The following is a 25,056-nucleotide window of genomic DNA, read 5'->3' on the forward strand; positions in this document are numbered from 1 at the left end:
CCCACCCGTGGCGACGACGGCCACGACCGGCACGGCATCCCGCTGGCGGGCGCTGACGCACCACCACCTGTTCTGGCCCGTCGCGGTCCTGGTGGCGCTGCTGCTCATCAACGTCCCCTTCACCCCCGACTTCTTCTCGATCAGGATGACGGACGGGCACCTGTACGGCAGCCTCGTCTCGATCGTGCTCTTCGGCTCGCCCCTGATCCTGGTCGCGGTCGGCATGACCCTGGTCATCGCCACCGGCGGCATCGACCTCTCCGTGGGCGCGGTCGTCGCCATCACCGGCGCCCTGACCTGCTCGTACATCAGTGACCAGGCCGACCAGAACACGCTGTCGGCGGTCTTCCTGGCCATGGGCATCGGCCTGGTGGCCGCCGTGGTCTGCGGACTGTGGAACGGCTTCCTGGTGGCCCGGATGGGCATCCAGCCCATCATCGCGACCCTCATCATCATGGTCGCCGGCCGGGGCGTCGCCCAGCTGATCACCGACGGCCAGATCATCACCATCAACAGCGAGCCGTACAAGCTGATCGGCGGCGGCTACTGGCTGACGCTGCCCTTCTCCATCTTCGTCGTCGCGGCGGTCGTCGCCATCACGGTGGCCCTGACCCGCAGGACCGCCCTCGGCCTCCTCGTCGAGTCGGTCGGCGGCAACGCCGAGGCCAGCCGTCTGGTCGGCATCCGGTCCATGCGCATCAAGATCATGGTCTACGTCTTCTGCGCCCTGTGCGCGGGCATCGCGGGCCTGATGATCAGCTCCAACACCTCGGCGGCCGACGGCAACAACGCCGGCCTGTGGATCGAGCTGGACGCGATCCTCGCCGTGGTGATCGGCGGCACCTCGCTGCTGGGCGGCCGGTTCTCCATCGGCGGCACGGTCGTCGGCGCCCTGGTCATCCAGACCCTCACCACGACGATCTACACGATCGGCGTCCCCACCCAGACCAACCTGGTCTTCAAGGCGGCCGTCGTCATCGTCGTCTGTCTGCTCCAGTCCCCGAAGTTCCGTGCGAAGGTCTTCGGCGCCCGGTTCGGCTCCAAGCCCGGCGCGACCGGCGGCGGCACGTCGCCCGCGGCCCCGGCGAAGACCGCCACCGCGCCCGCCGACGCGGCCCCGAAGATGGAGGTGTCGTGATGACCGCGACCACCAAGACCCCGCCGCCCCAGGACACCCTCGCCGCGCCGGCGACGTCCAAGGTCTCGGCGCTCCTCGCCGACCGGCGGCTGCCCGTCCTGGTGACCGCCGTGCTCTTCCTCGCGATGTACATCACGGGGCTGAGCCGCTACCAGAACTACGGCTTCGGCGAACCGCAGGTCTTCCTCAACCTGTTCATCGACAACGGCTACCTGCTGGTGGCCGCCGTCGGCGCGACCTTCGTGATCCTCTCCGGCGGCATCGACCTGTCCGTCGGCTCGGTCATCGGCTTCACCACGATGTTCACGGCCTGGCTGGTGGAACGCCAGGGTCTGCCGATCCTGCTGGTCGTCCCGCTGGCCCTGGCCGTGGGAGCGCTCGGCGGCTTCCTGATGGGCTACGTGATCCAGAACTTCGAGATCCAGCCCTTCATCGTGACCCTCGCCGGCCTCTTCCTCTTCCGGGGCCTGTGCCTGGTCATCAGCAAGGAGTCCATCGCCATCGGCGACGAGACGGTCAGCAGCCTGGCGCAGGCACAGGCGCAGCTGGGCTTCGGCTTCCTCTCCATCGGCGCGATCGTCGCGCTGGTGGTGCTGGCGGCGGCCTTCTACATCCTCCACTACAGCCGCTTCGGCCGGCGGGTGTACGCCATCGGCGGCAACGAGCAGTCCGCGATGCTGATGGGCCTCCCGCAGGGCGGCACCAAGATCGCCGTCTACACGGTGTCGGGCTTCTGCTCGGCGCTGGCGGGCCTGCTCTTCACCCTCTACATCCAGTCCGGCGACCCGCTGCACGCCACCGGCATGGAACTGGACGCGATCGCCGCGGTCGTCATCGGCGGCACGCTGCTCACCGGCGGCTCCGGCTATGTCATCGGCACCCTGTTCGGCGTCCTCGTGCTGGGCCTCATCAAGAGCATCATCCAGTTCGAGGGCACCCTCAGCTCCTGGTGGACGAAGATCGCCACGGGTGTGCTGCTGTGCGCGTTCATCCTGATCCAGCGGGCGATGACGGCACGCAAGAAGACCTGACGCGTCACCCGAGCCCAAGGGGACGCCCGCCCGGCGACGGGCGGGCGTCCCCTGCTGTCGTTTCTGTCGTTCCCGGTCGCCTACGTACCGTGGCCCTGCGGACCCCCGTCCATCACCCGGTACATGCCGATCGAGCCGTGCGCGGCGGTGTCGGCGAAGCCGAACTTCTCGTAGAGGAAGCGGGCCGGGCCGTCCGCGATCAGGGAGACGTACGCGGTGGCGGGCGCCCGGCGCTCCAGTTCCTCCGTGAGCGCGGCCATGATGCGCCGGCCGAGGCCGCGGCCCTGGTGGGCGGGGTGCACACAGATGTCGACGATCTGGAACGCCGTACCGCCGTCCCCGACGACCCGCCCCATGCCGATGGGGCGCCCCTCGTGCCGGAGGATCACCCCGTGCCAGGTGCGGGGCAGGGCGAGCGCGACCGCCTCGGGGGCCTTGTCGGACAGGCCCGCATCGGTACGCAGACGGCGGAAGACCTCGACCGAGGGCACGCCCACGCTGAGGTCGTAAGGGTCATTCTGGCTCGTCATGCATTACACCATAGCGGGCCGGTGCGCGATGGGGGCCGGTCCTACGCCTCGACCATCCGCCGCAGCAGATCGCGCAGCACCTCCCGCTCGGCCGCGCTCAGTCCCGCCAGCGGCTCCCGGGCGAAGTCCAGGGAGTCCCGCAGGCTGCCGGCCACCCGGCGGCCCTCGGCCGTGGCCGCCGCCAGCTTCACGCGGCGGTCCCCGGGGTCGGGGCGGCGTTCCACCAGGCCCCGGCTCTCCAGCCGGTCCACGATGCCGGTCACGTTCGAGGGCTCGCAGCGGAGTTTCTGGGCGAGGCGGCGCATGGGGAGCGGTTCCAGGGAAAGGAGGCCGAGGAGACGTGCCTGCGCGCCGGTGAGCGTGTGCTCGGCGGCGGCGTCCTCGTACTCCTCGTGGTAGCGGGCCACCACCGTGCCGATGAGTTCGACGACCTCCATGGTCAGGGGGTCGATGCGGGGGGTCGTCTTCTGCGTGGGCATGGCGTCGAGGTTACCCCTTTACTTGACAACATGAAATATTCAGGAGCATGGTTGTTTCAGGCACTGAAGTAACCGCACGGTATGTGCCACCGTTCGCACCACGCACCCGCAGGAAGGCCCACCCCCATGTCCGACACCCCCGCCCTCCCCGCCACCAGCCGCGAATGGCACCTGCTGAGCCGCCCCGTCGGCTGGCCCAAGGACGAGGACTTCGCCCTGGTCGAGGCGGAGATCCGGCAGCCCGGCGCGGGTGAGGTCCTCGTACGGAACAAGTACCTCTCCGTGGACCCGTACATGCGCGGACGGATGAGCGACGCGAAGTCGTACGTCGCCCCGTTCGAGCTGGGCAAGGTCATGCAGGGCGGCGCCGTCGGCGAGGTCGTCGCCTCGGCGGCGGACGGCATCGCCGCCGGTGACCACGTGCTGCACTTCGGCGGCTGGCGCGAGTACGCCACGATCGACGCCAAGCAGGCCGTGAAGGTCGACCCGGACGCCGCGCCGCTCTCCACCTACCTCGGCGTCCTCGGCATGACCGGCCTCACCGCCTACGCGGGCCTGCTGCGGGTCGGCGCCTTCAAGGAGGGCGACGCGGTCTTCGTCTCCGGCGCCGCCGGGGCGGTCGGCAGCCAGGTCGGCCAGATCGCCAAGCTCAAGGGCGCCTCCCGCGTCATCGGCTCGGCCGGCTCCGACGAGAAGGTCAAGCTGCTCGTGGAGGAGTACGGCTTCGACGCGGCCTTCAACTACAAGAACGGCCCCGTGTGGGAGCAGCTCAAGGAGGCGGCCCCCGACGGTATCGACGTCTACTTCGACAACGTCGGCGGCGAGCACCTGGAGGCCGCGATCGGCGCGCTCAACCTGCGCGGCCGGGCCGTGATCTGCGGCATGATCTCCCAGTACAACTCGACCGAGCCGACCCCGGGCCCGCGCAACATGGTCAAGATCCTGCAGAACCGTCTGCGCGTCGAGGGCGTCCTCGTCGGCGACCACTACGACTTCCAGCCGCAGTTCGTCCAGGAGGTCGGCCCCTGGGTCGCCTCGGGCGCGCTCAAGTACCGCGAGACCGTCGTCGAGGGCATCGAGAACAACCTGGAGGCGTTCCTCGGCGTCCTGCGCGGCGACAACACCGGCAAGATGATCGTCAAGCTCTGAGCCCCTCCCCGTGACGAACGCCCGCTCACGTTCGTTGCACATGACGGAGTCCGTACCCCTGGACGTGGGGTGCGGACTCCGTTCTCGTGTGCGGGGCCGGACCCGGGCCCTGCTCGCGGCGCTCAGAGCGCCAGCGCCGCCGTGTGCACGGCCCGGACGAACCCCGCGTTCTCCGGCGCCGCCCCGCCGGGGAACGCCATACGGCGGCGGGTGTAGCCGTAGGCGAGACCGCTGCGGGGGTCGGCGAACGCCTGGGAGCCGCCGGCGCCGCTGTGGCCGAAGGTGCCCGCGCCGAGGAAGGGGTGGACCAGCTCGGCGGTGGCCTGGAAGCCGAGCCCGAACGCCTTCGGGGCACGGGCGACGAGGTCGTGACCGAAGGAGTGGACCTGGCCGATCTCCGCGACCGTGTCGGGCTTCAGCAGCGGCGGACGGCCGTCCACCGTGCTGATGGCCGCCGCGTACATCCCGGCGAGCCCGCGCGCCGAGCCGATCCCGCCCGCCGACGCCTGCCCGTTCGCCCGCACGATCCGCGCGTTGGGGAAGTCCGTCAGCTCGCCCGGCTCCGGCACCTGGGAGTTGAACGCGATCGACGTCAGCGTGTGCGGCCCCTGCGGGACGGCGTCCAGCTCGGCCTGCTGCGCGGGCGTCGGCGTCATCGGCAGCACGCTCCGGAACCGGGGCTCGTGCTCGGCGGGCAGCCCCAGGAACAGATCGAGCCCGTACGGGGCCCGGACCCGCTCCTCGTACACCTCCTGCAGCGTGCGCCCCGTCGCCCGCCGTACGACCTCTCCGGTGAGCGCGCCGATCACGAGCGCGTGGTACCCGAAGGCCGCGCCCGGCCGCCAGAACGGGCGCTGGACGGCGAGGCGCTCGGCGATCACCCGGTCGTCCGCCAGCTCCTCCAGGGTGAACCCGGCATCGGTGCCGACGAGCCCCGCGCGGTGCGCCAGCAGCTCCCGCAGGGTCACCGCCCCCTTGCCCTCGGCCGCGAACTCCGGCCAGTAGTGGGCGACTTCCCGGTCCAGCTCCAGCACACCGTCCTGGACGAGGAGCGCGACGACGAGATGCGCGGCCCCCTTGGTCGAGGAGAACACTCCGTGCAGGGTGTCACCACCGGGGCCCGCCCACAGGTCCACGACCCGCCGCCCGTGCACATAGGCGGTCAACTGCCCCTCGTAGTCGTCCCGTTCACCGGCCACGAACAAGGCGAACGCCTCACGCACCGCCTCGAAACCACCGGCGACCGACCCCTGGACACCGACCGCCCGAGTCCCCTCACCCATACCCAACCCTCTCCTCGACACGACCCTTCCCCCACCCGCTCCCCAACACCCGCCCCACCTGCGCGCATTCCCCCCGGGGGCCTGGGCTGCCATGGGGGAGGGGCGGGAACGGTGCGCCGGAGTCCGCCGAGATGCTACGCATCGCGGATGAACTCTCCCGGCATCTCCCGCGAGGCACGCCTGACCTCCCACCACACGGTCGCCGCCGCGCTCGCCCGGCACAGCGACCGCTCCCTGAGCAGGCTCCTCGACAAGGCCGCCCCGGGCGGCTCCGGTATCGGCGGCACATCGGCACTGCTGGAGCTCGACGGGCTTCAGGTCTTCGTGAAGCGGGTGCCCCTCACGGACCTCGAACGACGCCCGGAGAACGTCCACTCCACGGCGAACCTCTTCGGGCTTCCGCCCTGGTGCCAGTACGGCGTCGGCGCCGTCGGCAGCCCCGGCTTCGGCGCCTGGCGCGAACTCGCCGTCCACACGATGACGACGAACTGGGTGCTCGCGGGGGAGTACGACGGCTTCCCGCTCATGCACCACTGGCGGGTGCTGCCGGACTCCCCGCCCCTTCCCGAGGAACTGGCCGACGTCGAACGGGCCGTCGCCCACTGGGGCGGCGCCCCGGGCGTACGCGAGCGCATCGAGGCCCGCGGAAGCTCCACGGCGAGCGTCACGCTGTTCCTGGAGTACATCCCGCGCACCCTCCACGCATGGCTGGGTGCACAGACGACGGCCGGCGCCGCGGCCGCCGACTGGGCCTGTGCCCTGGTGGAGCGGGAACTGGCCGCCGGCATCGCGTTCATGAACAGTCAGGGTCTGCTCCACTTCGACGCGCATTTCCAGAACATCCTGACCGACGGTCACCGCCTCTACTTCGCCGACTTCGGCCTCGCCCTCTCCGCACGCTTCGACCTCACACCGCAGGAGCGCGCCTTCTTCGACCGTCATCACCACTACGACCGCTGCTACTCCCTGAGTTACCTGGTCAACTGGCTGCTCAAGGACCTGTACGACCTCGACCGGGAGGAACGGGAGGAGCGGACACGCGCGTACGCCAAGGGGGAACGCCCCACCGGGATCCCGGACGCCGCCGCGGCGGCGATCGCCCGGTACGCGCCGCTCGCCACCGTGATGGCGGACTTCTTCCGTCGCCTGGAGGCCGAGAGCAGCACCCCGTACCCCGTGGAGGAGCTTGCCCGGTGCCTGGACCTTACCTAAGAGTCGTTGACTCTTGCCTAAAGACTTTAGGCAATTGCATAATCCACTGACCCGGTGATCCACCCACCCGGCGATCCACCCGGTCGGCACCCGTCGACCCTGTCGAGTGAAGGACGGTCAAGGACGGTCATGGCACGCGTGGGGCTCACCCCGGAGCGGCTGGCGCTGGCAGGCGCGGAGTTGGCCGATGAGATCGGGTTCGGGGAGGTGACCGTGTCCGAGCTTGCCCGGCGGTTCGATGTGAAGGTCGCGAGTCTGTACTCCCATGTGCGCAACTCCCAGGACCTCAAGGCCCGGATCGCCCTGCTCGCCCTGGAGGAGCTGGCCGACCGGGGCGCCGCCGCGCTCGCCGGGCGGGCCGGGAAGGACGCGCTGGCGGCGCTGGGGAACGTGTACCGCGACTACGCCCGCGCACACCCGGGCCGCTACGAGGCGACCCGGCTGAGGCTGGACCCGGAGGCCGCCGCGGCCAGCGCGGGCGGCAGGCACGCGCAGATGACGCGGGCCATCCTGCGCGGCTACGACCTCACCGAACCGGACCAGACCCATGCCGTCCGGCTCCTCGGCAGTGTCTTCCACGGGTACGTCAGCCTGGAGTCGGCCGGCGGCTTCAGCCACAGCGCCCCCGACTCGCAGGAGAGCTGGGAGCGGATCCTCGACGCCCTCGACGCCCTGCTGCGCAACTGGCCGGTCCCGCCCCCCGGTTGAGCCGGCACGCGGCCCCCACGGCACGCACCGCCGGACCCCCCACCCCACCGATCGTCAGGTCAGGTCATGCCCACGAACCCCGAGAACCCCACCGGCCCCCGCTGGATCACCACCCCCCTCACCTCCGACCTCCTGCGCGGCGCCCTGGAGCTGGAGCGCACCGAGCGCGGGGTGCTGCCCCACCGGCTGCCGGCCCGGGCCCGCGCCCAGTGCACCGACCCGCAGCTGGCCGTCGTCGAGTCCCAGCCCTCCGGCGTACGCCTCGTCCTGCGCACCCGCGCCACCGCCGTCGAACTGGACGCCCTGCGCACCAAGCGGGCCTACGTGGGCGCCCCGCCCCGCCCGGACGGCCTGTACGACCTCCTCGTCGACGGCCGGCTGACCGCCCGCGCGAGCGTGCCCGACGGCAACACCATCACCCTCGACATGACCACCGGCCGGACCGAGCACCGGCCCGGCCCGCCCGGTACCGTGCGCTTCACGGACCTCCCCGAGGGCCTCAAGACCATCGAGATCTGGCTCCCGCACAACGAGACCACCGAGCTTCTCGCCCTGCGCACCGACGCCCCCGTCGAGCCCGTCCCGGACCGGGGCCGCCGGGTCTGGCTGCACCACGGCAGCTCGATCAGCCACGGCTCCGACGCCGCCGGCCCCACCGAGATCTGGCCCGCCCACGCCGCCGGCCTCGCCGGCGTCGAACTCGTCAACCTGGGCCTCGGCGGCAGCGCCCTCCTCGACCCCTTCACCGCCCGCGCCATCCGGGACACCCCCGCCGACCTGATCAGCGTCAAGATCGGCATCAACCTGGTGAACCACGACGTGATGCGGCTGCGCGCCTTCACCCCCGCCGTGCACGGCTTCCTCGACACGATCCGCGACGGCCACCCCACCACGCCCCTCCTCGTGGTCTCCCCGATCCTCTGCCCCATCCACGAGGACACCCCCGGCCCCAGCGCCCCCGACTTCACCGACCTCGCCGAGGGCCGGCTCCGCTTCCGTGCCATGGGCGACCCGGACGACCCCACCCCCGGCCGGCTCACCCTGAAGGTGGTCCGCGAGGAACTGGCGGCGATCGTGGCCCGGCGCGCCCCCGAGGACCCGCACCTGCACCACCTCGACGGCCTCACCCTGTACGGCGAGCCCGACACCGCGGCCCTCCCGCTCCCGGACGACCTGCACCCGGACGCCGAGACCCACCGCCTCATCGGCGAACGCTTCGCGAAGCTGGCCTTCGGGGAGGAGGGCGCCTTCGCCCCCTGAGCACCGGGGGCCGCGCCCCCGCTGGGTAAAATTTCCCCCATGCGCGATCTAGGGGTGGGTTTCCAGTACCTGCTGCAGGGCCAACGCTGGGTGGCCAGGCACGGCAGGCAGTACGGCTTCGGTCTGATCCCGGGCCTGATCACACTCGTCCTCTACCTGGGCGCCCTGGTCGCGCTCGGCGTCTGGGGCCCGGACTTCGTCACCTGGGCGACCCCCTTCGCGGACGACTGGTCCAGCCCTTGGGCCGGCCTCTTCCGGGGCCTGCTCACCGCCGTGCTGTTCGCCCTGGCCCTGGCCCTCGCGGTGATCACCTTCACCGCGGTGACCCTCCTCATCGGCCAGCCCTTCTACGAGAGCCTCTCGGAGAGGGTCGACCGGGACGTCTCCCCGGACGGCACCGCCCCGGAGTCCGGCCTGCCGCTGTGGCGAGAGCTGTGGATCTCGGCCCGGGACAGCCTCCGGATCGTCGTACGGGCGCTGCTGTGGGCCCTGCTGCTCTTCGGCCTCGGCTTCGTCCCGTTCGTCGGCCAGACGGTCGTGCCCGTGATCGGCTTCATGGTGACCGGCTTCTTCCTCACCGAGGAGCTGACCGCCGTGGCCCTCCAGCGCCGCCGCGTCGAACTCCGCGCCCGGCTCGCCCTCCTGCGCTCCCGCAAGACGCTGATCTGGGGTTTCGGCACCCCGCTGGGTCTCGCCTTCCTGGTGCCGTTCGTCGCCGTCTTCCTGATGCCGGGCGCGGTCGCGGGCGCCACCCTCATGGCCCGCGACCTGCTGGGCGAGGAGACCACGGACGAGGAGGAGCGCAACCGGGTCCCCGCCCAGAACGGGCGGCACGACATGTTCCGCAAGCCCGGGGTCGGCGCCTGAGGCAGAACCTCGGCGCCGACGCCCGGCCCCCGCGTCAGTCCCGCGTTCCCCCGGCCGCTCCGGAACCGGCCGCTCCGGAACCCGCAGCGGCCGACTCCACGGCGACCGTCACGATCGCCCGTACCTGCGCGATGATGTCCAGCCGGTTCCGCACGAACTCGGCGTCGGTCACCGTCCCGGTCGCCGGGTCGGTGTTGCCGGCGCCGAACTGCAGGACGGGCGTGTGCACATGCCCGCCCGGCAGCGAGGCGCCGAGCCCCAGCCGGTCGCGCAGGAGCGTCGCCCGGTAGGCGATCTCGTTGGAGAGGTAGTCACCGCCGCCCCCGGCCCGCGCGGTCGAGCCGGGGGTCGGCCCGTCCGGCCGGACGACCGCGGTCGTGCCGCCTGCGGGGATCTCGGTCACGCTCGTGTTGTCGTACACCGGGAAGCGGCCCGTCCGCGCGGCCACGATGTCCGCGTACGGGAGGGTCGTGGTCGTCCACTGGGGCTGGCCGGCGGGGTCGCTCACCGGCACGGTCCCGGTGCTGCCGATGTTGTCGTTGTCGGCGAAGCCGCCGCGCCAGGCCCCGTTGGTCCGCTCGACGTCGAAACGCCCCACCCGGCCCTGGCTGACGGTCGCGAAGAGGTCCACCCGGGGCAGTGGCGCCCGCAGGGTGCGTTCGACCGTGCCGTCCGCGAAGTCCTGCCAGCGGACCGGGAAGACGGCGGTCTCGATGCGCGCGGGGCCGTCGGCGGTCCGGATCACCGTGCCGTCGAGGGCCAGGGCCGTGGCCCCGGACGGGTTGGAGATCCGTATGTCCCGGTCCAGCGTGAACGGATCGAACCCGGTGACCAGGATCCGCTTCAGCCCCTTGCCGCCCTGCGGGAAACTCAGGGAGTCCTGCCCCCGCGACGCCAGCTCCAACGCGCCCAGCAGGTCCGCCCTCTGACGGTCCGACAGGCCGAACTCCGGCTCCCAGCCCCGCACTTCCCGGGTCATGCCCAACCGCGCCCAGTACAGGGGCCGGTCGTCGTCCCGGCTCAGATCACCGCCCGCGGGCCCGCGGCCCTGAGCCCGGTCCACGGCCCGCGTCCACAACCGCGCACCCTCCCGTACGACGATCCGCTCGGCGCGGGCGTACGACCGCGCCCCGGCCAGCGCCCGCCCGAACTCCGCTGCCACGGTGTCGAATCCGGAGCGCCGCAGGATCTCCTGGGGGACGGGCCGGTCGAGCCGTTGCTCCTCGACGGTGGGGGCCGCCGCCGAAGCGGCCGAGGGGGAGGGGACGGTGGGAGAGGCGGACGCGGGGGTGCAGAGGCCGGCCAGCAGGGCCGCCAGACCGATCGTCGCGCCACGTGCCCGCCGGGAAGTCAGTAAGGATGTCAAGGGACTCGGGGTCCTTCCGTCGCTGTGGTGCCGTGGGGGTCTCGCTCGGGGACGGCGGCAGTATCGCGTGACGGGAGGGGCGCGCGCCACGGCCGCCTCCGGCCGTCTCGACGGGTCCGGCGGTACGCGCGTGCGGCCGGTCTCAGCCCGGGTCCTCGCCCAGCAGCGCCAGGAAGTCCCGGAAGGCCCCCGGCATGTCCACGGAGCCCGGATCCAGCAGCCACTGGTACTGCAGCCCGTCCATCACGGCCACCAGCAGCGGCGCCGCCCGCTCCGGTGTGAGCCCGCTCGGCAGCCGGTCGCCGTACTCGGCGCGCAGCACCTCCGCCATGGCCCCCCGCACCCGGTCGTACCGCTGCGTGAAGAACTCCCGAGCGGGATGGCCCTCGGTGACGCTCTCGCCGAGCAGCGCGGAGAAGGTCTGGACGATGCCGGGCCGCATGGCGTTGTACTCGACGAGCGAGCCCAGCAGATCGAGTCGCAGCGTGCTGTCGGGCAGCGCGTCCCAGCGGTCCCGTTCCTCCAGGACGGCGACGAGCAGCGCGTCCTTGGTGGGGAAGTAGTGCAGCAGGCCCTGCTGGGTCAGCCCGACGCGCTCGGCGACCGCCGCCATGCTCGCGCCCCGGTAACCGCGCTCGGCGATCACCTCCAGGGCCGCGAGAACGATCTCCGCGCGCCGCTCCTCGCCCCTGACGCCCCTGGTCCTGCTGGTGCCGCTCATGCCGTCACCGTACGGCATCCGGTCCCGTCCGCCGGGACGGAAGATAACGGCAAGATAACGAAACCTACCGCTCTACAGGTAATCGATGCACGATGAGGGGACGATCGGACTCGACGAGGAGGCACCGCGATGGCGGCAACCCCGGGCACCCGCACCACCCCGGCCGACGAGGCGCGCGAAGCGGCCGTGGAGAAGGCCCTGGCCGCACTGGACCTGGACGCCAAGGCGCGGCTGCTGTCCGGTCAGGACATGTGGACCCTGCCCGCGCTCCCCGAGATCGGCCTGGCCTCCCTCGTCATGTCCGACGGGCCGATCGGGGTGCGAGGGGTGCGCTGGACCGCCGACGACCCGTCCGTCGCCCTGCCCTCCCCGACCGCCCTCGCCGCCACCTGGGACCCCGGACTCGCCCGCCGCGCCGGGGTGCTGCTCGCCCAGGAGGCCCGCCGCAAGGGCGTCCACGTCCTCCTCGCCCCCACGGTCAACCTGCACCGCTCCCCCCTGGGCGGCCGCCACTTCGAGGCGTACAGCGAGGACCCGTACCTCACCGGCGAGATCGGCTCGGGCTATGTGACCGGCGTCCAGGCCGGCGGCGTCGGCACCACCGTCAAGCACTTCGTCGCCAACGACGCCGAGACCGACCGCTTCACGGTGAACAACCTGGTCTCCGCACGCGCCCTGCGCGAGCTGTACCTGGCCCCCTTCGAGGCGATCGTGGCGAACGCCCACCCCTGGGGCATCATGACCGCCTACAACCAGGTCAACGGCTCCACGATGACCGAGCACCGCTACCTCGTGAACGAGGTCCTGCGCGGCGAGTGGGGCTTCGACGGCTTCAACGTCTCCGACTGGCTGGCCGCCCGCTCCACGACCGGCGCCCTCACCGGCGGCCTCGACGTCGCCATGCCCGGCCCGGTGACCGTCTACGGCGAGCCCCTGGCGGCCGCCGTCCGCGCCGGCGAGGTCGCGGAGTCCGTCCTCGACGAGGCGGTCCGCCGGGTCCTGCGGCTCGCCGCCCGCGTCGGCATCCTGGAGGGCGCCGCCCCGGCCGTCACCGAACTCCCCGCCCCCGTCGACGGCGAGGCCCTGGCCCGCGAGATCGCCCGCCGCTCCTTCGTCCTGGTCCGCAACGAGGTACGGGACGGCCGGGCGGCCCTGCCTCTGCGGCAGGGGGCGAAGGTCGCCCTCATCGGCGCCGCGGCCCGCGACGCCCGCGTCCTCGGCGGCGGCTCCGCCACGGTCTTCCCCGCCCGTGTCGTCTCCCCCCTCGACGGCCTGACCGCCGCCCTCCCCGAGGGCGCCCTGACCTACGCCCTGGGTGCGGACCCCAACGAGGAACTGGCCGTCGCCGACACGGGGTTCACCCTCCGGGCCGTCTGCCGGGACGCCTCCGGCACGGTCATCGGCACACGCTCCGCACCCAACGGCCACATCCAGTGGATGGGTTCGGACCTGCCCGACGGCGTCACCCACGCCACCCTGCACTCCGTCGAGCTGACCGGCACGTTCACCCCGCGGGAGAGCGGCACGCACACCTTCGGCGTCAAGGGCCTGGGCGCCTACACCCTCACCGTCGACGGCACGACCCACTTCGACGGCGTCCGGACCACCGACACGGACGATCCCTTCGTGTCGTTCTTCGGCGCCCCCGTCCAGCTGGCCGAGGTCGAACTGACCGAGGGCACACCGCTGGAGGTCTCCCTCACGCATGTCGTCCAGCTCGCCGCGGACGCCCCGATCACGATGCTCGCCTTCTCGCTCTGCCACCAGGAACCGCGGCGCGACCCCGACGAGCTGATCGCCGAGGCCGTCGAGGCCGCCCGCGCCGCCGACACCGCCGTCGTCGTGGTCGCCACCACCGAACGGGTCGAGTCCGAGGGCTTCGACCGCAAGGACCTCCGTCTGCCCGGCCGCCAGGACGACCTGGTCCGCGCGGTGGCCGCCGCGAACCCCGCCACGGTCGTGGTCGTCAACGCGGGCTCCCCGGTGGAACTCCCGTGGCGCGAGGACGTCGCCGCCGTCCTGCTCACCTGGTTCCCCGGCCAGGAGGGCGGCGCCGCCCTCGCCGAGGTCCTCACCGGCGCCCACGAGCCCGGCGGCCGCCTCCCCACCACCTGGGGCTCCCTGTCCGGCGCACCGGTCACCCAGGTCACGCCCGCCGCCGGTGAACTCGCCTACGACGAGGGCGTGTTCATCGGTTACCGGGCCTGGGACAAGGAGGGCAGGACCCCCGCGTACCCCTTCGGCCACGGCCTCGGCTACACCGACTGGACGTACGAGTCCCTCGACGTCACCGGCAGCACGGCGACCGTCCGCGTCCGCAACACGGGCACCCGCGAGGGCCGGGAGACCGTCCAGCTCTACCTGGCCCCCACGACCGCGGACGAGAACCGGCCGACCCGCTGGCTGGCGGGCTTCGCGACGGTCGAGGCGGCGCCGGGCGAGACGGCGGAAGCCGTCGTCCGACTCCCGCGCCGGGCCTTCGAGATCTGGGACGAGACCACCGACGCGTGGGTGTACGTGACGGGTTCGTACGAGGTGGCGGCCGGCCGCTCGATCGAGGACCGCCGCACGCGGGTGACGATCGAAGCACGATGAGCGACGACCTGGGGCTCGACAAAGCCCCAGGTCACGTCCCCTTCCTGCTGATGATCCGGTACGCGATCTCGGCCAGCCGCGCCTGCCCGTCCACGCTCGGGTGGAACCAGTCCCACTGGCTGAGCTGCGCCTGCCCGAACCGGTAGTCGAAGACGGCGCCCCCGTCGTAGCGGCAGTGGCGGTCCTTCTCGCACACCTCGCGCAGCACGTCGTTGTACGCCTCCACCCGGCCCTGGACGGCGTCGCGCCGCTCGCCCGCCGCCGTGGTGAGCAGGTCGGGGTCGGCCAGCATGGACGGGCAGATGCCCAGTTTCCAGACCTGCTTGCCGACCGGGCTCGCACGGCCCTCGGACCACAGCCGCTTCAGGTCCGGCACACTCGCCACGAACACCTGTGCCTTGGGCAGGCTCTTGCGCAGGGTGGCCATCGCGTCCTCGAAGTCGGCGCGGAAGTCGGCGACCGGGGTCATGGCGGCGGCCGTCGCCCGGCACGCGTCGTTCGCGCCGATCATCACCGTGACCAGCTCCGGCTCACGGGCGACCGCCCGGGCCATCTGGCTCGGCAGATCGGCCATCCGGGCCCCGGTCACCGCGTAGTTCCAGCTCCGCCGCGTCGCCCCCGACTCGCCCAGCAGCCGTACGGCGAGACTGTCGACGGACGCCTTCGTCCCGGTCGCCCAGGACACCTCGGGGCAGTCGGAGAGCACCTGGCACGCGTCGAAGCCCCGGGTGATGGAGTCCCCGACGGCGGCCAGCGACGCGGGGGTGCTGTCCCAGGCGGGGGTGGGCGAGGCGGAGGGCTTCGCCCTCGGTCCCGTCCCCTCGGGGCCGGGGGAGTCGCCGCCGGTGGCATCACACCCCGACACGCCGAGCAGGACCGCCGCCATGGCCGCGCCGAACACCGCCCTCGAACGGTGGCGTCGCTTCCGCATCCCCTGGTCCCCTCGGTCGGTCCGGCACGTACGAGCTCCCACCCATGACAACGCGCGGGAGTTCCCGGGAACGGAAGGCCGTGGGCCGGATGCGACAGAAGGCGGAACCGTTCCATCCGCACAGGCGTCCCCCCGGGTGAAACAGCACGGCATCCTGGCCCTCGCTCCGACGGTACGTCACACTCCTTGCCCCGCCGCACGGTAGCCTCGCCCCGTGGCCGCCCGGCCACCGCCGATCCGTCGAATCGCAAACCGTCCTGCTCTGTGGAGGCCCCGGTGACCACACGTGGAGTCCTGTACGTGCACTCCGCGCCGCGTGCGCTGTGCCCGCACGTGGAGTGGGCCGTCGCGGGCGTTCTCGGGACCCGGGTGAACCTCGACTGGATCCGGCAGCCGGCCGCCCCGGGCACCTGGCGCTCCGAGTTCTCCTGGCAGGGCCGGGCCGGCACCGCCTCCACGCTCGCCTCCGCACTGCGCGGCTGGCACCTGCTGCGCTTCGAGGTCACCGCCGAGCCCTGCGCCACCGCCGAGGGCGAGCGCTACAGCTGCACCCCCGACCTCGGCATCTTCCACGCCGTCACCGGCATCCACGGCGACATCCTCATCCCCGAGGACCGCCTCCGGGCCGCCCTGACCCGCTCCCAGCGCGGCGAGACCGACCTGGAGGCCGAGATCGCCAAGCTCCTCGGCAAGCCCTGGGACGACGAACTGGAGCCCTTCCGGCACGCGGGCGAGGGCGCCCCGGTCCGCTGGCTCCACCAGGTGGTCTGACGGCCCCTGTTCGAGCCCGGTGCTCCCCGGCCCTCGGTCGCGGCGGACGAACAGACGACTGTGGCCCGGATCCCTGAAAGGGACCCGGGCCACACACGCGTCGGCGAACGGTCACACCGTCCGGAACGCCAGCACCACGTTGTGCCCACCGAACCCGAACGAGTCGTTGAGGGCGGCGATACGGCCCTCCACCGGCAGCTTCCGCGCCTCGCCGCGGACGATGTCCGCGTTGGCCTCGGCCTCGGGGTCGAGGTCGTTCACGTTGATCGTCGGCGGGGCCACCCGGTGGTACAGCGCGAGCACCGTCGCCACCGTCTCCACCCCGCCGGCACCGCCGAGCAGGTGCCCGGTCATGGACTTGGTCGCGGACACCGCGAAGTGGTCGGTGTCGTCACCGAACACCTTGCGCAGCGCCTTCAGTTCGGCGATGTCACCGGCCGGCGTCGACGTGCCGTGCGCGTTGACGTGCACGATCTCCGCCGGGTCCAGGTCGGTGCTCTCCAGCAGGTGCTGGAGGGCGGCGGCGATGCCCCGCCCCTCCGGCTCCGGCTGCACGATGTCGTGGCCGTCGGCGGAGATGCCCTGGCCCACGGCCTCGGCGTAGACCCGGGCACCCCGCGCCGCCGCGTGCTCGGCCGACTCCAGGACGACGACACCGGCACCCTCGCCGAGGACGAAGCCGTCACGGCCGGTGTCGTACGGACGGGAGGCGCCCTGCGGGTCCTCGTTGTTCTTGGACATCGCCATCATGTTGCCGAACGCGGCGATCGGCAGCGGGTGGATGGCGGCCTCGGTGCCACCGGCGACCACGACGTCGGCACGGCCGGTGCGGATCATCTCGATGGCGTACCCGATGGCCTCGGCGCCCGACGCGCAGGCGGAGACCGGGGTGTGCACACCGGCGCGCGCGCCGACGTACAGACCGACGTTGGCGGACGGGCCGTTGGGCATCAGCATGGGCACGGTGTGCGGGGAGACGCGGCGTACGCCCTTCTCCTTCAGCACGTCGTACTGGTCGAGCAGGGTCGTCACACCGCCGATGCCGGAGGCGATGACCGCTCCGACACGGTCCGCGTCGACGGTGCCGTCGTCGGCGGAGGTCTCCGTGTAACCGGCGTCGGCCCACGCCTCCTTGGCCGCGATCAGCGCGAACTGCGCCGAGCGGTCCAGACGGCGGGCCTGCGGCCGGGGGATGACCTCGGTCGGCTCCACGGCGATCTGCGCGGCGATGCGGACCGCCTGGTCGGCGGCCCATTCCTGCTCCAGGGGACCGACACCGGACTTGCCGGCGATCAGACCCTCCCAGGTGGAAGTCGCGTCGCCACCCAGCGGTGTGGTTGCGCCGATACCGGTGACGACCACGGTGCGATTGGTCGAGTTCACGGGAGTTTTCTCCAACGGTTACGAGGATTCAGCGGCGCCACCGCCGGGTGGCGGGGCAAACGGACTGCTCCGCGGGGGACCGGGCCCGGGCCCGATCCCGCCGGATCAGGCCTGGTGCTTGAGGATGTAGTCGGTCGCGTCGCCGACCGTCTTGAGGTTCTTGACGTCGTCGTCCGGGATCTTGACGTCGAAGCGCTCTTCGGCGGCGACGACGACCTCGACCATGGACAGGGAGTCGACGTCCAGGTCGTCGGTGAAGGACTTGTCCAGCTGGACGTCCTCGACCGGGATGCCGGCGATCTCGTTCACGATGTCGGCGAGACCGGCGACGATCTCTTCCTGGGTGGCGGCCATGTCAGGCGCTCCTTCGTTGTTTCCAGAGGGTGGGCGGCCCGCCGCGGCAGCGGCAGGTTGTGCGTGTTTCCCGCGCCGGAACCGAAGATCCGGCAGCGGTGCCTAGGGGAGGGTAACGACCGTCGCTGCGTACACGAGACCCGCCCCGAAGCCGATGACGAGCGCGGTGTCGCCGCTCTTCGCCTCACCGGTCGCCAGGAGCCGCTCCATCGCGAGCGGGATCGAGGCGGCCGAGGTGTTGCCGGTGGTGCGCACGTCACGCGCGACCGTGACGTGCTCCGGCAGCTTGAGTGTCTTCACCATCGAGTCGATGATCCGCTCGTTGGCCTGGTGGGGAATGAAGACGTCCAGGTCGTCCGAGGTGATCCCGGCCGCGTCCAGCGCCTGCTGCGCGACCTTCGCCATCTCGAACACGGCCCAGCGGAAGACCGCCTGGCCTTCCTGCGTGATCGCGGGGAACTTGACGTTGCCCTCGCTGTCCAGCGGGAGCTTCGCCAGGTCGCCGATCCGGTACTCGTCCCACGGGACCGTCTGCTTGATGGTCTGGGACTTGTCGCCCTCGGAGCCCCACACGGTCGGGCCGATGTGCGGCTCCTGGGAGGGGCCGACGACGACCGCGCCGGCACCGTCACCGAAGAGGAAGGCGGTGGCCCGGTCCTCCAGGTCGGTGAGGTCGGACAGCCGCTCGACCCCGATGACGAGGACGTACTCCGCGGAGCCCTCGACGACCATGCCCTTGGCGAGCGTGAGGCCGTAGCCGAACCCCGCGCAGCCGGCCGAGATGTCGAAGGCGGCGGCCTTGGCCGTGCCCAGCTTGTCGGCGATCTCGGTGGCGACGGCCGGCGTCTGGCTGAAGTGGGACACGGTGGAGACGACCACCGCGCCGATCTGCTCGGCGGAGATACCGGCGTCGGCGATGGCCTTGCCGGACGCCTCGACCGACATGGCGGCGACGGTCTCCTCGTCGTTGGCCCAGTGCCGCGTCTCGATGCCGGAGCGGGAGCGGATCCACTCGTCGGACGAGTCGATCTTCTCCAGGATCACGTCGTTGGGCACCACCCGGACCGGGCGGTAGCCGCCCACGCCGAGGATGCGTGCGTACGGGGCGCCCGTGCTCGGCCTGATCTTCGACATAGGTCCAGGGCTCCTAATTCTGGTGCTCGGCGATGAGCGCGCGAGCGGCGTCGAGGTCGTCGGGTGTCTTGAGCGCGACCGTCGGCACGCCCGGCAGGGCACGCTTGGCCAGACCGGTGAGCGTGCCGCCGGGGCACACCTCGATCAGCGCGGTCACGCCCAGCTCCTTGAAGGTCTCCATGCACAGGTCCCAGCGGACCGGGTTGGCGACCTGACCGACGAGACGGGAGAGCACCTCGGCGCCGGTGGCGACGGCCTGCCCGTCCTTGTTCGAGACGTAGGTGAGCTTCGGGTCCCCGGGAGCCAGTTCCTCGGCGGCCTTGGCGAGGGTGTCCACGGCGGGGGCCATGTGGTGCGTGTGGAAGGCGCCGGCGACCTTGAGGGCGACCACGCGCCGTACGCCCTCGGGCTTGTCCGCCTCCAGGGCGGCCAGCTGCTCCAGGGTGCCGGCGGCGACGATCTGGCCCGCGCCGTTCACGTTCGCCGGGGTCAGCCCCAGCTTCTCCAGGTGCGGGATCGTCACCTCGGGGTCGCCGCCGAGCAGCGCGGACATACCGGTCTCGGTGATCGCGGCGGCCTCGGCCATGGCCAGGCCCCGCTTGCGGACGAGGGTCAGCGCGGCCGTGTCGTCGAGGACACCGGCGAACGCGGCGGCGGTGATCTCGCCGACGCTGTGGCCGGCGACCGCGCCGGGCGTCACCTCGCCCAGGGCGGCGGCGGACAGCAGTCCGGCCGCCACCAGCAGCGGCTGGGCCACGGCGGTGTCGCGGATCGCGTCGGCGTCGGCCTCGGTGCCGTAGTGGGCGAGGTCCAGCCCGATGGCGTCCGACCACGCGCCGAGGCGGTCGGCGGCGTCGGGGAGGTCGAGCCAGGGAGTCAGGAAGCCGGGCGTCTGGGCGCCCTGGCCGGGAGCGACGAGTACGAGCACTCTCACACTCTCTCTTGAGGACGGCTCGGGCCGCCCGTGGGGACAGGGACGAAGAACACGTAGGGGTTTTGTAGCACCCCGACAAAACCCTAGAGCTGGGGATCCCCGTCGACCAGACGCCCGAGGATCAGCGCGATCCGCAGGGTGAAGGCCGAGCGTACATCTGAGGGCGACCAGCCGGTGACGTCAGTCACACGTCGGAGCCGGTAGCGCACGGTGTTGGGATGGACGAACAGCATGCGGGCCGCGCCCTCGAGACTTGAGGCTTGTTCGAGATAGACACTGAGCGTCTCCAGGAGAGCGGAGCCTGCCTCCTCCAGCGGTCTGTAGATCTCCTCCACCAGTTGCTCGCGCGCACTGGGGTCCCCCGCGATCGCGCGCTCCGGAAGCAGATCGTCCGCCAGAACGGGCCGGGGCGCGTCCTGCCACGCCGTACACGCCTTGAGTCCGGCGGCCGCCGCCTGCGCGGACCGGGTCGCGGCCAGCAGGTCGGGGACGATCGGCCCGGCCACCACCGGTCCGGCCGCGTACGGGCCGATCAGTGACTTCGCCACCTGCAGCGGGTTGTTGTCGCCACCGGCGATCACCACCAGCCGGTCACCCAGCACACCGGTCAGGACCTGCAGTTTCGCGTGCCGGGCCGCGCGCCGGATGGCCTCCACGGTCAGCTCGCTGTCGCCGTCCGGGGCGGTGCCGAGGACGACGCAGACATGATCGGGGGAGTTCCAGCCGAGCGCGGCGGCGCGGCTCACCGCACCCTCGTCGGCCTCCCCGCTCAGCACCGCGTTCACGACCAGGGACTCCAGCCGGGCGTCCCAGGCGCCGCGGGCCTCGGCGGCCTGCGCGTACACCTGCGCCGTCGCGAACGCGATCTCCCGCGCGTAGACGAGCAGCGCCTCGCGGAGCACGCCCTCGTCGCCGGGCGCGGCCACCTCGTCGATGGCGGACTCCATGACCTCGATGGTCGTGCGCACCATCTCCACGGTCTGGCGCAGCGTGATCGCCCGGGTCAGCTCGCGCGGCGCGGTCCCGAACACGTCCGTCGAGATGGCCTGCGGGGCGTCGGGATGCCGGAACCACTCCGTGAACGCGGCGATACCTGCCTGGGCGACCAGTCCGATCCACGACCGGTTCTCGGGCGGCATCGCCCGGTACCAGGGCAGCGATTCGTCCATCCTCGCGATGGCCTGCGCGGCGAGGCTGCCGGACGACTTCTCCAGCCGCCTCAGGGTCGCGACGTGCGCGTGGACGGGCGGTACGGATGCGGGCCTGCTGGTTTCGGGTTCGGGCACGGAAACAAGACTGCCTTATCGCTGCGCTTGCTCGTGCCGGAGGGTGTGGGCCGGGGCCGCGAGTCTGCCCCGGCGCGCGTGCACCGAGGGCTGCCGCCCCCGGACCCCCGCCGCTCGGCCTGCGGCCTCGTCCTCAAGCGCCGGACGGGCTGGGTGGGGCCCTGCCGATCGGCCTTGCGGCCTTGTCCTCAAGCGCCGGACGGGCTCGGTGGGCCCCGCCGATCAGCCTGCGGCCGTATCCCCAGGCGCCGGACGTCCTCACCGCCGGGGCACGTGAAGTGAACCGGAGGGATACCGTGGGCGGGTGATGGAGTTGCGGCGCGCCGGTGCGCGTTACCCCGGGGGAGATCCCGAGGCCGGGATCGCCTCGTTGCACGCCTTCTCCTTCGGTGCGCACTACGACCCCGACAACCTCCGCTTCGGCGCGGTGATCGCCTGCAACGAGGAGCGGCTCGCCCCCGGCGCCGGGTTCGACGAGCATCCGCACAGCCACACCGAGATCGTCACCTGGGTCGTCGAGGGCGAGCTGACCCATCGCGACACCGCCGGCCACGAGACGGTCGTCCGCCCCGGTGACGTCCAGCGGCTCAGCTCGGCGGGCGGGGTACGGCACGTCGAACGCAACGACGGCTCCGCGCCCCTCACCTTCGTGCAGATGTGGCTCGCCCCGCTGGACCCCGGCGGCGACCCCGCGTACGAGATCGTCCGCGGCATCGCCGACTCCACCCCGTACGCCCTCCCCGAGGCGGGCGCGATGCTGCACGTCCGGCGGCTCGGGGCGGCGGGGGAGCGGGCCGAGGTGCCGGACGCGGCACGGGCGTACGTGCATGTCGTACGGGGCACCGTACGGCTCGGGCCGTACGAGCTGGGGCCCGGGGACTCCGTGCGGGCGGCGGGGGAGAAGGAGCTGGAGCTGGTCGCCGTCTCCGCCCCGGCCGAGGTGCTGGTGTGGGAGCTGGGGGAGTGATGTCCCGTCAGTTCTCGGTGGTCGGTTCCTCCGCGTTGCGCCACACCGTGATGTCCACGGAGACGTAGTCGCTGGGGTCGCCGCTCGCGGCCGAGCCCCGGAAGGTGACCAGGCCCATGTGCCCGGAGTTGGTGCGCACGCACATCTGGGAGCCCTTGGCGACCTGGCCGAGCTTGACGGAGGCCGTGTAGCGGGTCTCGGCGCGGCAGGTCGCGAGGGAACCCTTCTGGGAGTTGTTCAACAGCACGAGCTTCTCGCTGCTGCTGCCCAGCTTCTTCTCGCCGAACAGGCTGTCCGAGTAGTAGTAGAAGTCCCCGTCGTCCTCGTACGACACGCCCATCTCGCTGTCCAGCGGCTTGGCCGGGGTGTCCGCGAAGCGCACGTAGTAGTTGGCGGGGATGTTGACGCCCTTGAACGTCACCGGCTTCGGGTCGGACTTCGGCTTGGACTCCGAGGAGCCGGAGGACCCCGAGGAACTGCCGCCCGTACCGGCCGACGTACCGCCGGAAGAGCCGCTCGACGAATCCGTCAGGCCCTTCACGAGCGTGGCGCAGCTCCCGAGCAGTCCCAGGCCGAACAGCGCCGCCACCCCGATGCCGATCCACTTGCCGGCCTTGCCGCGCGGCGGAGGCAACGGCAGCGGACGGGGAGGCCCCTGCGGATGCCCCTGGGGGTACGGCTGCTGCCAGCCCCCCGGCTGCGGGTACGGCGCCCGGTGCCCGGTGGGCACCGTGTGCGGGCCCGGCTGCGGGTACGGCGCCGAGGGCGGGCCCGGCGGGGGCGGGGTCGCCGGCCCGGAGTGCATGGTCGGGGCCGCGTGCACGGTCTGCGCACCGTGGTCCACGGACGGCTGACTCAGCTGGGTCACCGGCGCGGTGGCCGGCGGGGTGAGGGTCGCCGAGCCGGCGGTCTCCGCGGCCTTGTCCCGCGCGGCCAGCAGCTCCGCCGACGCCGAGACCCGCCGGGTGATGTCGGCGCCGATCGCCTCCGGCAGCCAGGAGCCCGACTGGACCAGCGGGGCGGGCGACGCCTCCTGGCAGAGTGCGACGACCTCGGCGGGGGAGGGGCGGTCCGCCGGGTCCTTGGCCAGGCACCGCTCGATGAACCGGAGTTCGTCGGCGAGGCCGCTCAGGTCGGGCTCCTCGTGGACGATCCGGTAGAGCACGGCGTGCGAGGGGCCGTCGCCGTACGCGCCGGACCCGCGGGCCGCGAACGCGGCGACCTGGCCGAGCGCGAAGATGTCCGACGCGGGCGTGACCGGCTTCCCGGCCGCCTGCTCCGGCGACATGAACGCCGGTGTCCCGATGGAGACCCCGGTGCCGGTGAGGGCGGTGGCGTCGGCGGCGCGGGCGATGCCGAAGTCGATGACCCGGGGCCCGTCGGCGGCGAGCAGCACGTTGGAGGGCTTCAGGTCGCGGTGCACGATGCCCGCGCCGTGGATGACCGACAGCGCCTCCGCGACCCCGGCGAGCAGCAGCAGGACCGAGTCCAGCGGCAGCGCCCCGTGCTCGGCGACGGCCGCGTGCAGCGACGGGCCGGGGACGTAGGCGGTGGCCAGCCAGGGCTGCGCGCCCGCGGTGTCGTGGTCGAGGACGGGGGCGGTGTAGAGGCCCTGCACCCGCTGGGCGGCCCGCACCTCCTGCTCGAACCGGCGCCGGAACTCGGGGTCCTCGCTCAGCTCGGGCCGGATCGTCTTCAGCGCGATGGGGTGCCCGCCCGGTGTGTACGACAGGTACACCGTGCCCATGCCGCCCGATCCGAGCCGCGCCGCGAGCCGGTAACTCGCCACGGTCGTCGGGTCACCGGCCTCCAGCGGCCGGAACTGCCCGCCCGCGCGAACCTCGCCCATCGTTCTCCCCCGAAAGCTGTGCGGCTGATGTGCACGGGGGAGGCTAGCCGACGGACCGCCGCCCGGGGCCGGTCGGGCGGGACACCCGGGCCTTCCGTCGAAGAGTTGTCACTTCCTTCACGAATCAGACACTTCTCCCGACCTCGGCGAGCACAGCGTCCGTGAACGGGGTCCACGCCTCCACCGCCCACGGCCCGAACGCCCGGTCCGTCAGCGCCACGCACGCCAGGCCCGCCACGGGGTCGATCCACAGGAACGTCCCCGACTGCCCGAAGTGCCCGAACGTCCCCGGCGACGAGGAGGTCCCCGTCCAGTGCGGCGACTTGGAGTCCCGGATCTCGAAGCCGAGCCCCCAGTCGTTGGGGTTCTGGTGCCCGTAGCCCGGCAGGACGCCCTTCGTGCCCGGGTACTGCACGGTCATCGCCGCCGCGACCGTGCGCGGGTCCAGCAGCCGGGGCGCCTGCACCTCGGCGGCGAACCGCACCAGGTCGTCGACGGTCGAGACGCCGTCCTTCGCCGGGGAGCCGTCGAGCGAGGTGGACGTCATGCCCAGCGGTTCCAGGACCGCCTGCCGCGCGTACTCCGCGAACGGCATGTCCGCCGCCTTCGCCACATGGTCGCCGAGCACCTCGAACCCGGCGTTGGAGTACAGCCGCCGCTCCCCGGGCGTCGCCGTCACCCGGTGCTCGTCGAAGGCCAGTCCCGAGGTGTGGGCCAGCAGATGCCGCACGGTCGACCCCGCCGGGCCCGCCGCCTCGTCCAGCTCGATCGCCCCCTCCTCGTACGCGACCAGCACGGCGTACGCGGCGAGCGGCTTGGTGACCGAGGCCAGCGGGAAGCGGTGGCCGAGGGGACCATGGGTCCCGAGGACGGTGCCGTCCGCCCGTACGACGGCCGCGGCGGCGGTGGGGACGGGCCAGTTCTCGATCAGCGCGAGGCTCTGCAAGGACATGCCCACGAGCCTAAGCCGCTCGGAGATCCGACTGCGTCAAGGGGGTCGGACCCGCGTGGGAGGCCCGTCCTCACGAAGGGGGTGAGCGCTCCGGGACCCATGTCCGCACGCCGGCCAGCGAGTTCACGTCATGTCCTGGTGTTTTCTCACCCTATT

The 25,056-nt window shown here is 72.3% G+C and carries 23 protein-coding genes; 10 read left to right on the top strand and 13 right to left on the bottom strand.

The annotated features are described in order from the left end of the window. The first annotated feature begins 7 nt into the window (after window positions 1–7). Both PYR72_RS33330 and yjfF read left to right on the top strand, forming a co-directional pair. A complete protein-coding gene (locus PYR72_RS33330; RefSeq protein WP_059082351.1) occupies window positions 8–1,138 on the top strand; it encodes an ABC transporter permease in 1,131 nt (376 codons plus the stop codon). Beyond that, window positions 1,138–2,169 (top strand): galactofuranose ABC transporter, permease protein YjfF, encoded by a 1,032-nt coding sequence (yjfF, locus tag PYR72_RS33335; protein WP_275458733.1) that lies wholly within the window; start codon window positions 1,138–1,140, stop codon window positions 2,167–2,169. The genes PYR72_RS33330 and yjfF overlap by 1 nt, the downstream gene beginning before the upstream one ends. A gap of 80 nt (window positions 2,170–2,249) precedes the next feature. Here the strand turns inward: yjfF and PYR72_RS33340 are convergent, their stop codons facing one another. Beyond that, window positions 2,250–2,699: a GNAT family N-acetyltransferase gene (locus PYR72_RS33340; protein ID WP_275458734.1), complete on the bottom strand. Its 450-nt coding sequence runs from the start codon at window positions 2,697–2,699 to the stop codon at window positions 2,250–2,252. 41 nt (window positions 2,700–2,740) lie between these two features. Then, window positions 2,741–3,178, bottom strand: a complete 438-nt coding sequence (locus PYR72_RS33345) for a MarR family transcriptional regulator (RefSeq protein WP_059082354.1) — start codon at window positions 3,176–3,178, stop codon at window positions 2,741–2,743. 126 nt (window positions 3,179–3,304) lie between these two features. Here PYR72_RS33345 and PYR72_RS33350 point away from each other — a divergent pair, with 126 nt between their 5' ends. Further along, window positions 3,305–4,327, top strand: coding sequence for an NADP-dependent oxidoreductase (locus PYR72_RS33350; protein WP_037725171.1), 1,023 nt, complete (start codon window positions 3,305–3,307; stop codon window positions 4,325–4,327). Window positions 4,328–4,449: 122 nt separating this feature from the next. On the opposite strand, the gene PYR72_RS33355 is transcribed toward PYR72_RS33350, so the two are convergent. Beyond that, complete coding sequence (locus PYR72_RS33355; protein WP_275458735.1) at window positions 4,450–5,610, bottom strand: serine hydrolase domain-containing protein; 1,161 nt, start codon at window positions 5,608–5,610, stop codon at window positions 4,450–4,452. A 147-nt stretch (window positions 5,611–5,757) separates the two neighbouring features. On the opposite strand from PYR72_RS33355, the gene PYR72_RS33360 reads away from it, so the two are divergent. From PYR72_RS33360 to PYR72_RS33375, 4 genes are all read left to right on the top strand, one after another. Next, window positions 5,758–6,822 (top strand): serine/threonine-protein kinase, encoded by a 1,065-nt coding sequence (locus tag PYR72_RS33360; protein WP_275458736.1) that lies wholly within the window; start codon window positions 5,758–5,760, stop codon window positions 6,820–6,822. Window positions 6,823–6,951: 129 nt separating this feature from the next. After that, entirely contained in the window at window positions 6,952–7,530 is a 579-nt protein-coding gene (locus tag PYR72_RS33365; protein WP_041669844.1) for a TetR-like C-terminal domain-containing protein, read from the top strand. A 66-nt stretch (window positions 7,531–7,596) separates the two neighbouring features. Continuing rightward, a complete protein-coding gene (locus PYR72_RS33370) occupies window positions 7,597–8,790 on the top strand; it encodes a GDSL-type esterase/lipase family protein (protein WP_275458737.1) in 1,194 nt (397 codons plus the stop codon). 39 nt (window positions 8,791–8,829) lie between these two features. Continuing rightward, complete coding sequence (locus tag PYR72_RS33375) at window positions 8,830–9,657, top strand: EI24 domain-containing protein (RefSeq protein ID WP_275458738.1); 828 nt, start codon at window positions 8,830–8,832, stop codon at window positions 9,655–9,657. Window positions 9,658–9,691: 34 nt separating this feature from the next. Here the strand turns inward: PYR72_RS33375 and PYR72_RS33380 are convergent, their stop codons facing one another. Next, window positions 9,692–11,023, bottom strand: coding sequence for a pyroglutamyl peptidase (locus PYR72_RS33380; protein ID WP_275458739.1), 1,332 nt, complete (start codon window positions 11,021–11,023; stop codon window positions 9,692–9,694). 142 nt (window positions 11,024–11,165) lie between these two features. Beyond that, window positions 11,166–11,762, bottom strand: a complete 597-nt coding sequence (locus PYR72_RS33385; RefSeq protein ID WP_275458740.1) for a TetR/AcrR family transcriptional regulator — start codon at window positions 11,760–11,762, stop codon at window positions 11,166–11,168. A 111-nt stretch (window positions 11,763–11,873) separates the two neighbouring features. Between PYR72_RS33385 and PYR72_RS33390 the strand changes: the two genes are divergently transcribed. Further along, the gene (locus PYR72_RS33390; RefSeq protein ID WP_275458741.1) at window positions 11,874–14,339 is read left to right on the top strand and encodes a glycoside hydrolase family 3 C-terminal domain-containing protein; all 2,466 of its coding nucleotides are present in this window, start codon (window positions 11,874–11,876) and stop codon (window positions 14,337–14,339) included. 31 nt (window positions 14,340–14,370) lie between these two features. On the opposite strand, the gene PYR72_RS33395 is transcribed toward PYR72_RS33390, so the two are convergent. Next, window positions 14,371–15,270 carry an SGNH/GDSL hydrolase family protein gene (locus PYR72_RS33395; protein ID WP_275458742.1) on the bottom strand — a complete coding sequence of 300 codons (900 nt, stop codon included), beginning with the start codon at window positions 15,268–15,270 and terminating at the stop codon, window positions 14,371–14,373. A gap of 276 nt (window positions 15,271–15,546) precedes the next feature. On the opposite strand from PYR72_RS33395, the gene PYR72_RS33400 reads away from it, so the two are divergent. Next, window positions 15,547–16,041 carry a DUF3145 domain-containing protein gene (locus PYR72_RS33400; protein WP_275458743.1) on the top strand — a complete coding sequence of 165 codons (495 nt, stop codon included), beginning with the start codon at window positions 15,547–15,549 and terminating at the stop codon, window positions 16,039–16,041. A gap of 111 nt (window positions 16,042–16,152) precedes the next feature. Here PYR72_RS33400 and PYR72_RS33405 read toward each other — a convergent pair whose 3' ends face one another. The 5 genes from PYR72_RS33405 to fasR form a co-directional block, all read right to left on the bottom strand. Continuing rightward, window positions 16,153–17,424 carry a beta-ketoacyl-[acyl-carrier-protein] synthase family protein gene (locus PYR72_RS33405; RefSeq protein WP_013003979.1) on the bottom strand — a complete coding sequence of 424 codons (1,272 nt, stop codon included), beginning with the start codon at window positions 17,422–17,424 and terminating at the stop codon, window positions 16,153–16,155. 105 nt (window positions 17,425–17,529) lie between these two features. Beyond that, window positions 17,530–17,778 (bottom strand): acyl carrier protein, encoded by a 249-nt coding sequence (locus PYR72_RS33410; RefSeq protein ID WP_007381745.1) that lies wholly within the window; start codon window positions 17,776–17,778, stop codon window positions 17,530–17,532. Window positions 17,779–17,880: 102 nt separating this feature from the next. After that, the gene (locus PYR72_RS33415; protein WP_275458744.1) at window positions 17,881–18,912 is read right to left on the bottom strand and encodes a ketoacyl-ACP synthase III; all 1,032 of its coding nucleotides are present in this window, start codon (window positions 18,910–18,912) and stop codon (window positions 17,881–17,883) included. 13 nt (window positions 18,913–18,925) lie between these two features. Then, window positions 18,926–19,840: an ACP S-malonyltransferase gene (locus PYR72_RS33420; protein ID WP_275458745.1), complete on the bottom strand. Its 915-nt coding sequence runs from the start codon at window positions 19,838–19,840 to the stop codon at window positions 18,926–18,928. 89 nt (window positions 19,841–19,929) lie between these two features. After that, entirely contained in the window at window positions 19,930–21,132 is a 1,203-nt protein-coding gene (gene fasR, locus PYR72_RS33425) for a fatty acid biosynthesis transcriptional regulator FasR (RefSeq protein WP_013003982.1), read from the bottom strand. 304 nt (window positions 21,133–21,436) lie between these two features. Between fasR and PYR72_RS33430 the strand changes: the two genes are divergently transcribed. After that, window positions 21,437–22,099 carry a pirin family protein gene (locus PYR72_RS33430; RefSeq protein WP_275458746.1) on the top strand — a complete coding sequence of 221 codons (663 nt, stop codon included), beginning with the start codon at window positions 21,437–21,439 and terminating at the stop codon, window positions 22,097–22,099. A 7-nt stretch (window positions 22,100–22,106) separates the two neighbouring features. On the opposite strand, the gene PYR72_RS33435 is transcribed toward PYR72_RS33430, so the two are convergent. Both PYR72_RS33435 and PYR72_RS33440 read right to left on the bottom strand, forming a co-directional pair. After that, the gene (locus tag PYR72_RS33435; RefSeq protein WP_275458747.1) at window positions 22,107–23,948 is read right to left on the bottom strand and encodes a serine/threonine-protein kinase; all 1,842 of its coding nucleotides are present in this window, start codon (window positions 23,946–23,948) and stop codon (window positions 22,107–22,109) included. Between the two features lie 124 nt (window positions 23,949–24,072). Further along, on the bottom strand, window positions 24,073–24,900 hold the full coding sequence (locus PYR72_RS33440; RefSeq protein WP_275458748.1) for a serine hydrolase domain-containing protein: 828 nt from the start codon (window positions 24,898–24,900) through the stop codon (window positions 24,073–24,075). Between the last annotated feature and the right edge of the window lie 156 nt (window positions 24,901–25,056).

The sequence above is a fragment of the Streptomyces sp. VNUA24 genome (assembly GCF_029167005.1).
GTDB classification, from domain to species: domain Bacteria; phylum Actinomycetota; class Actinomycetes; order Streptomycetales; family Streptomycetaceae; genus Streptomyces; species Streptomyces scabiei.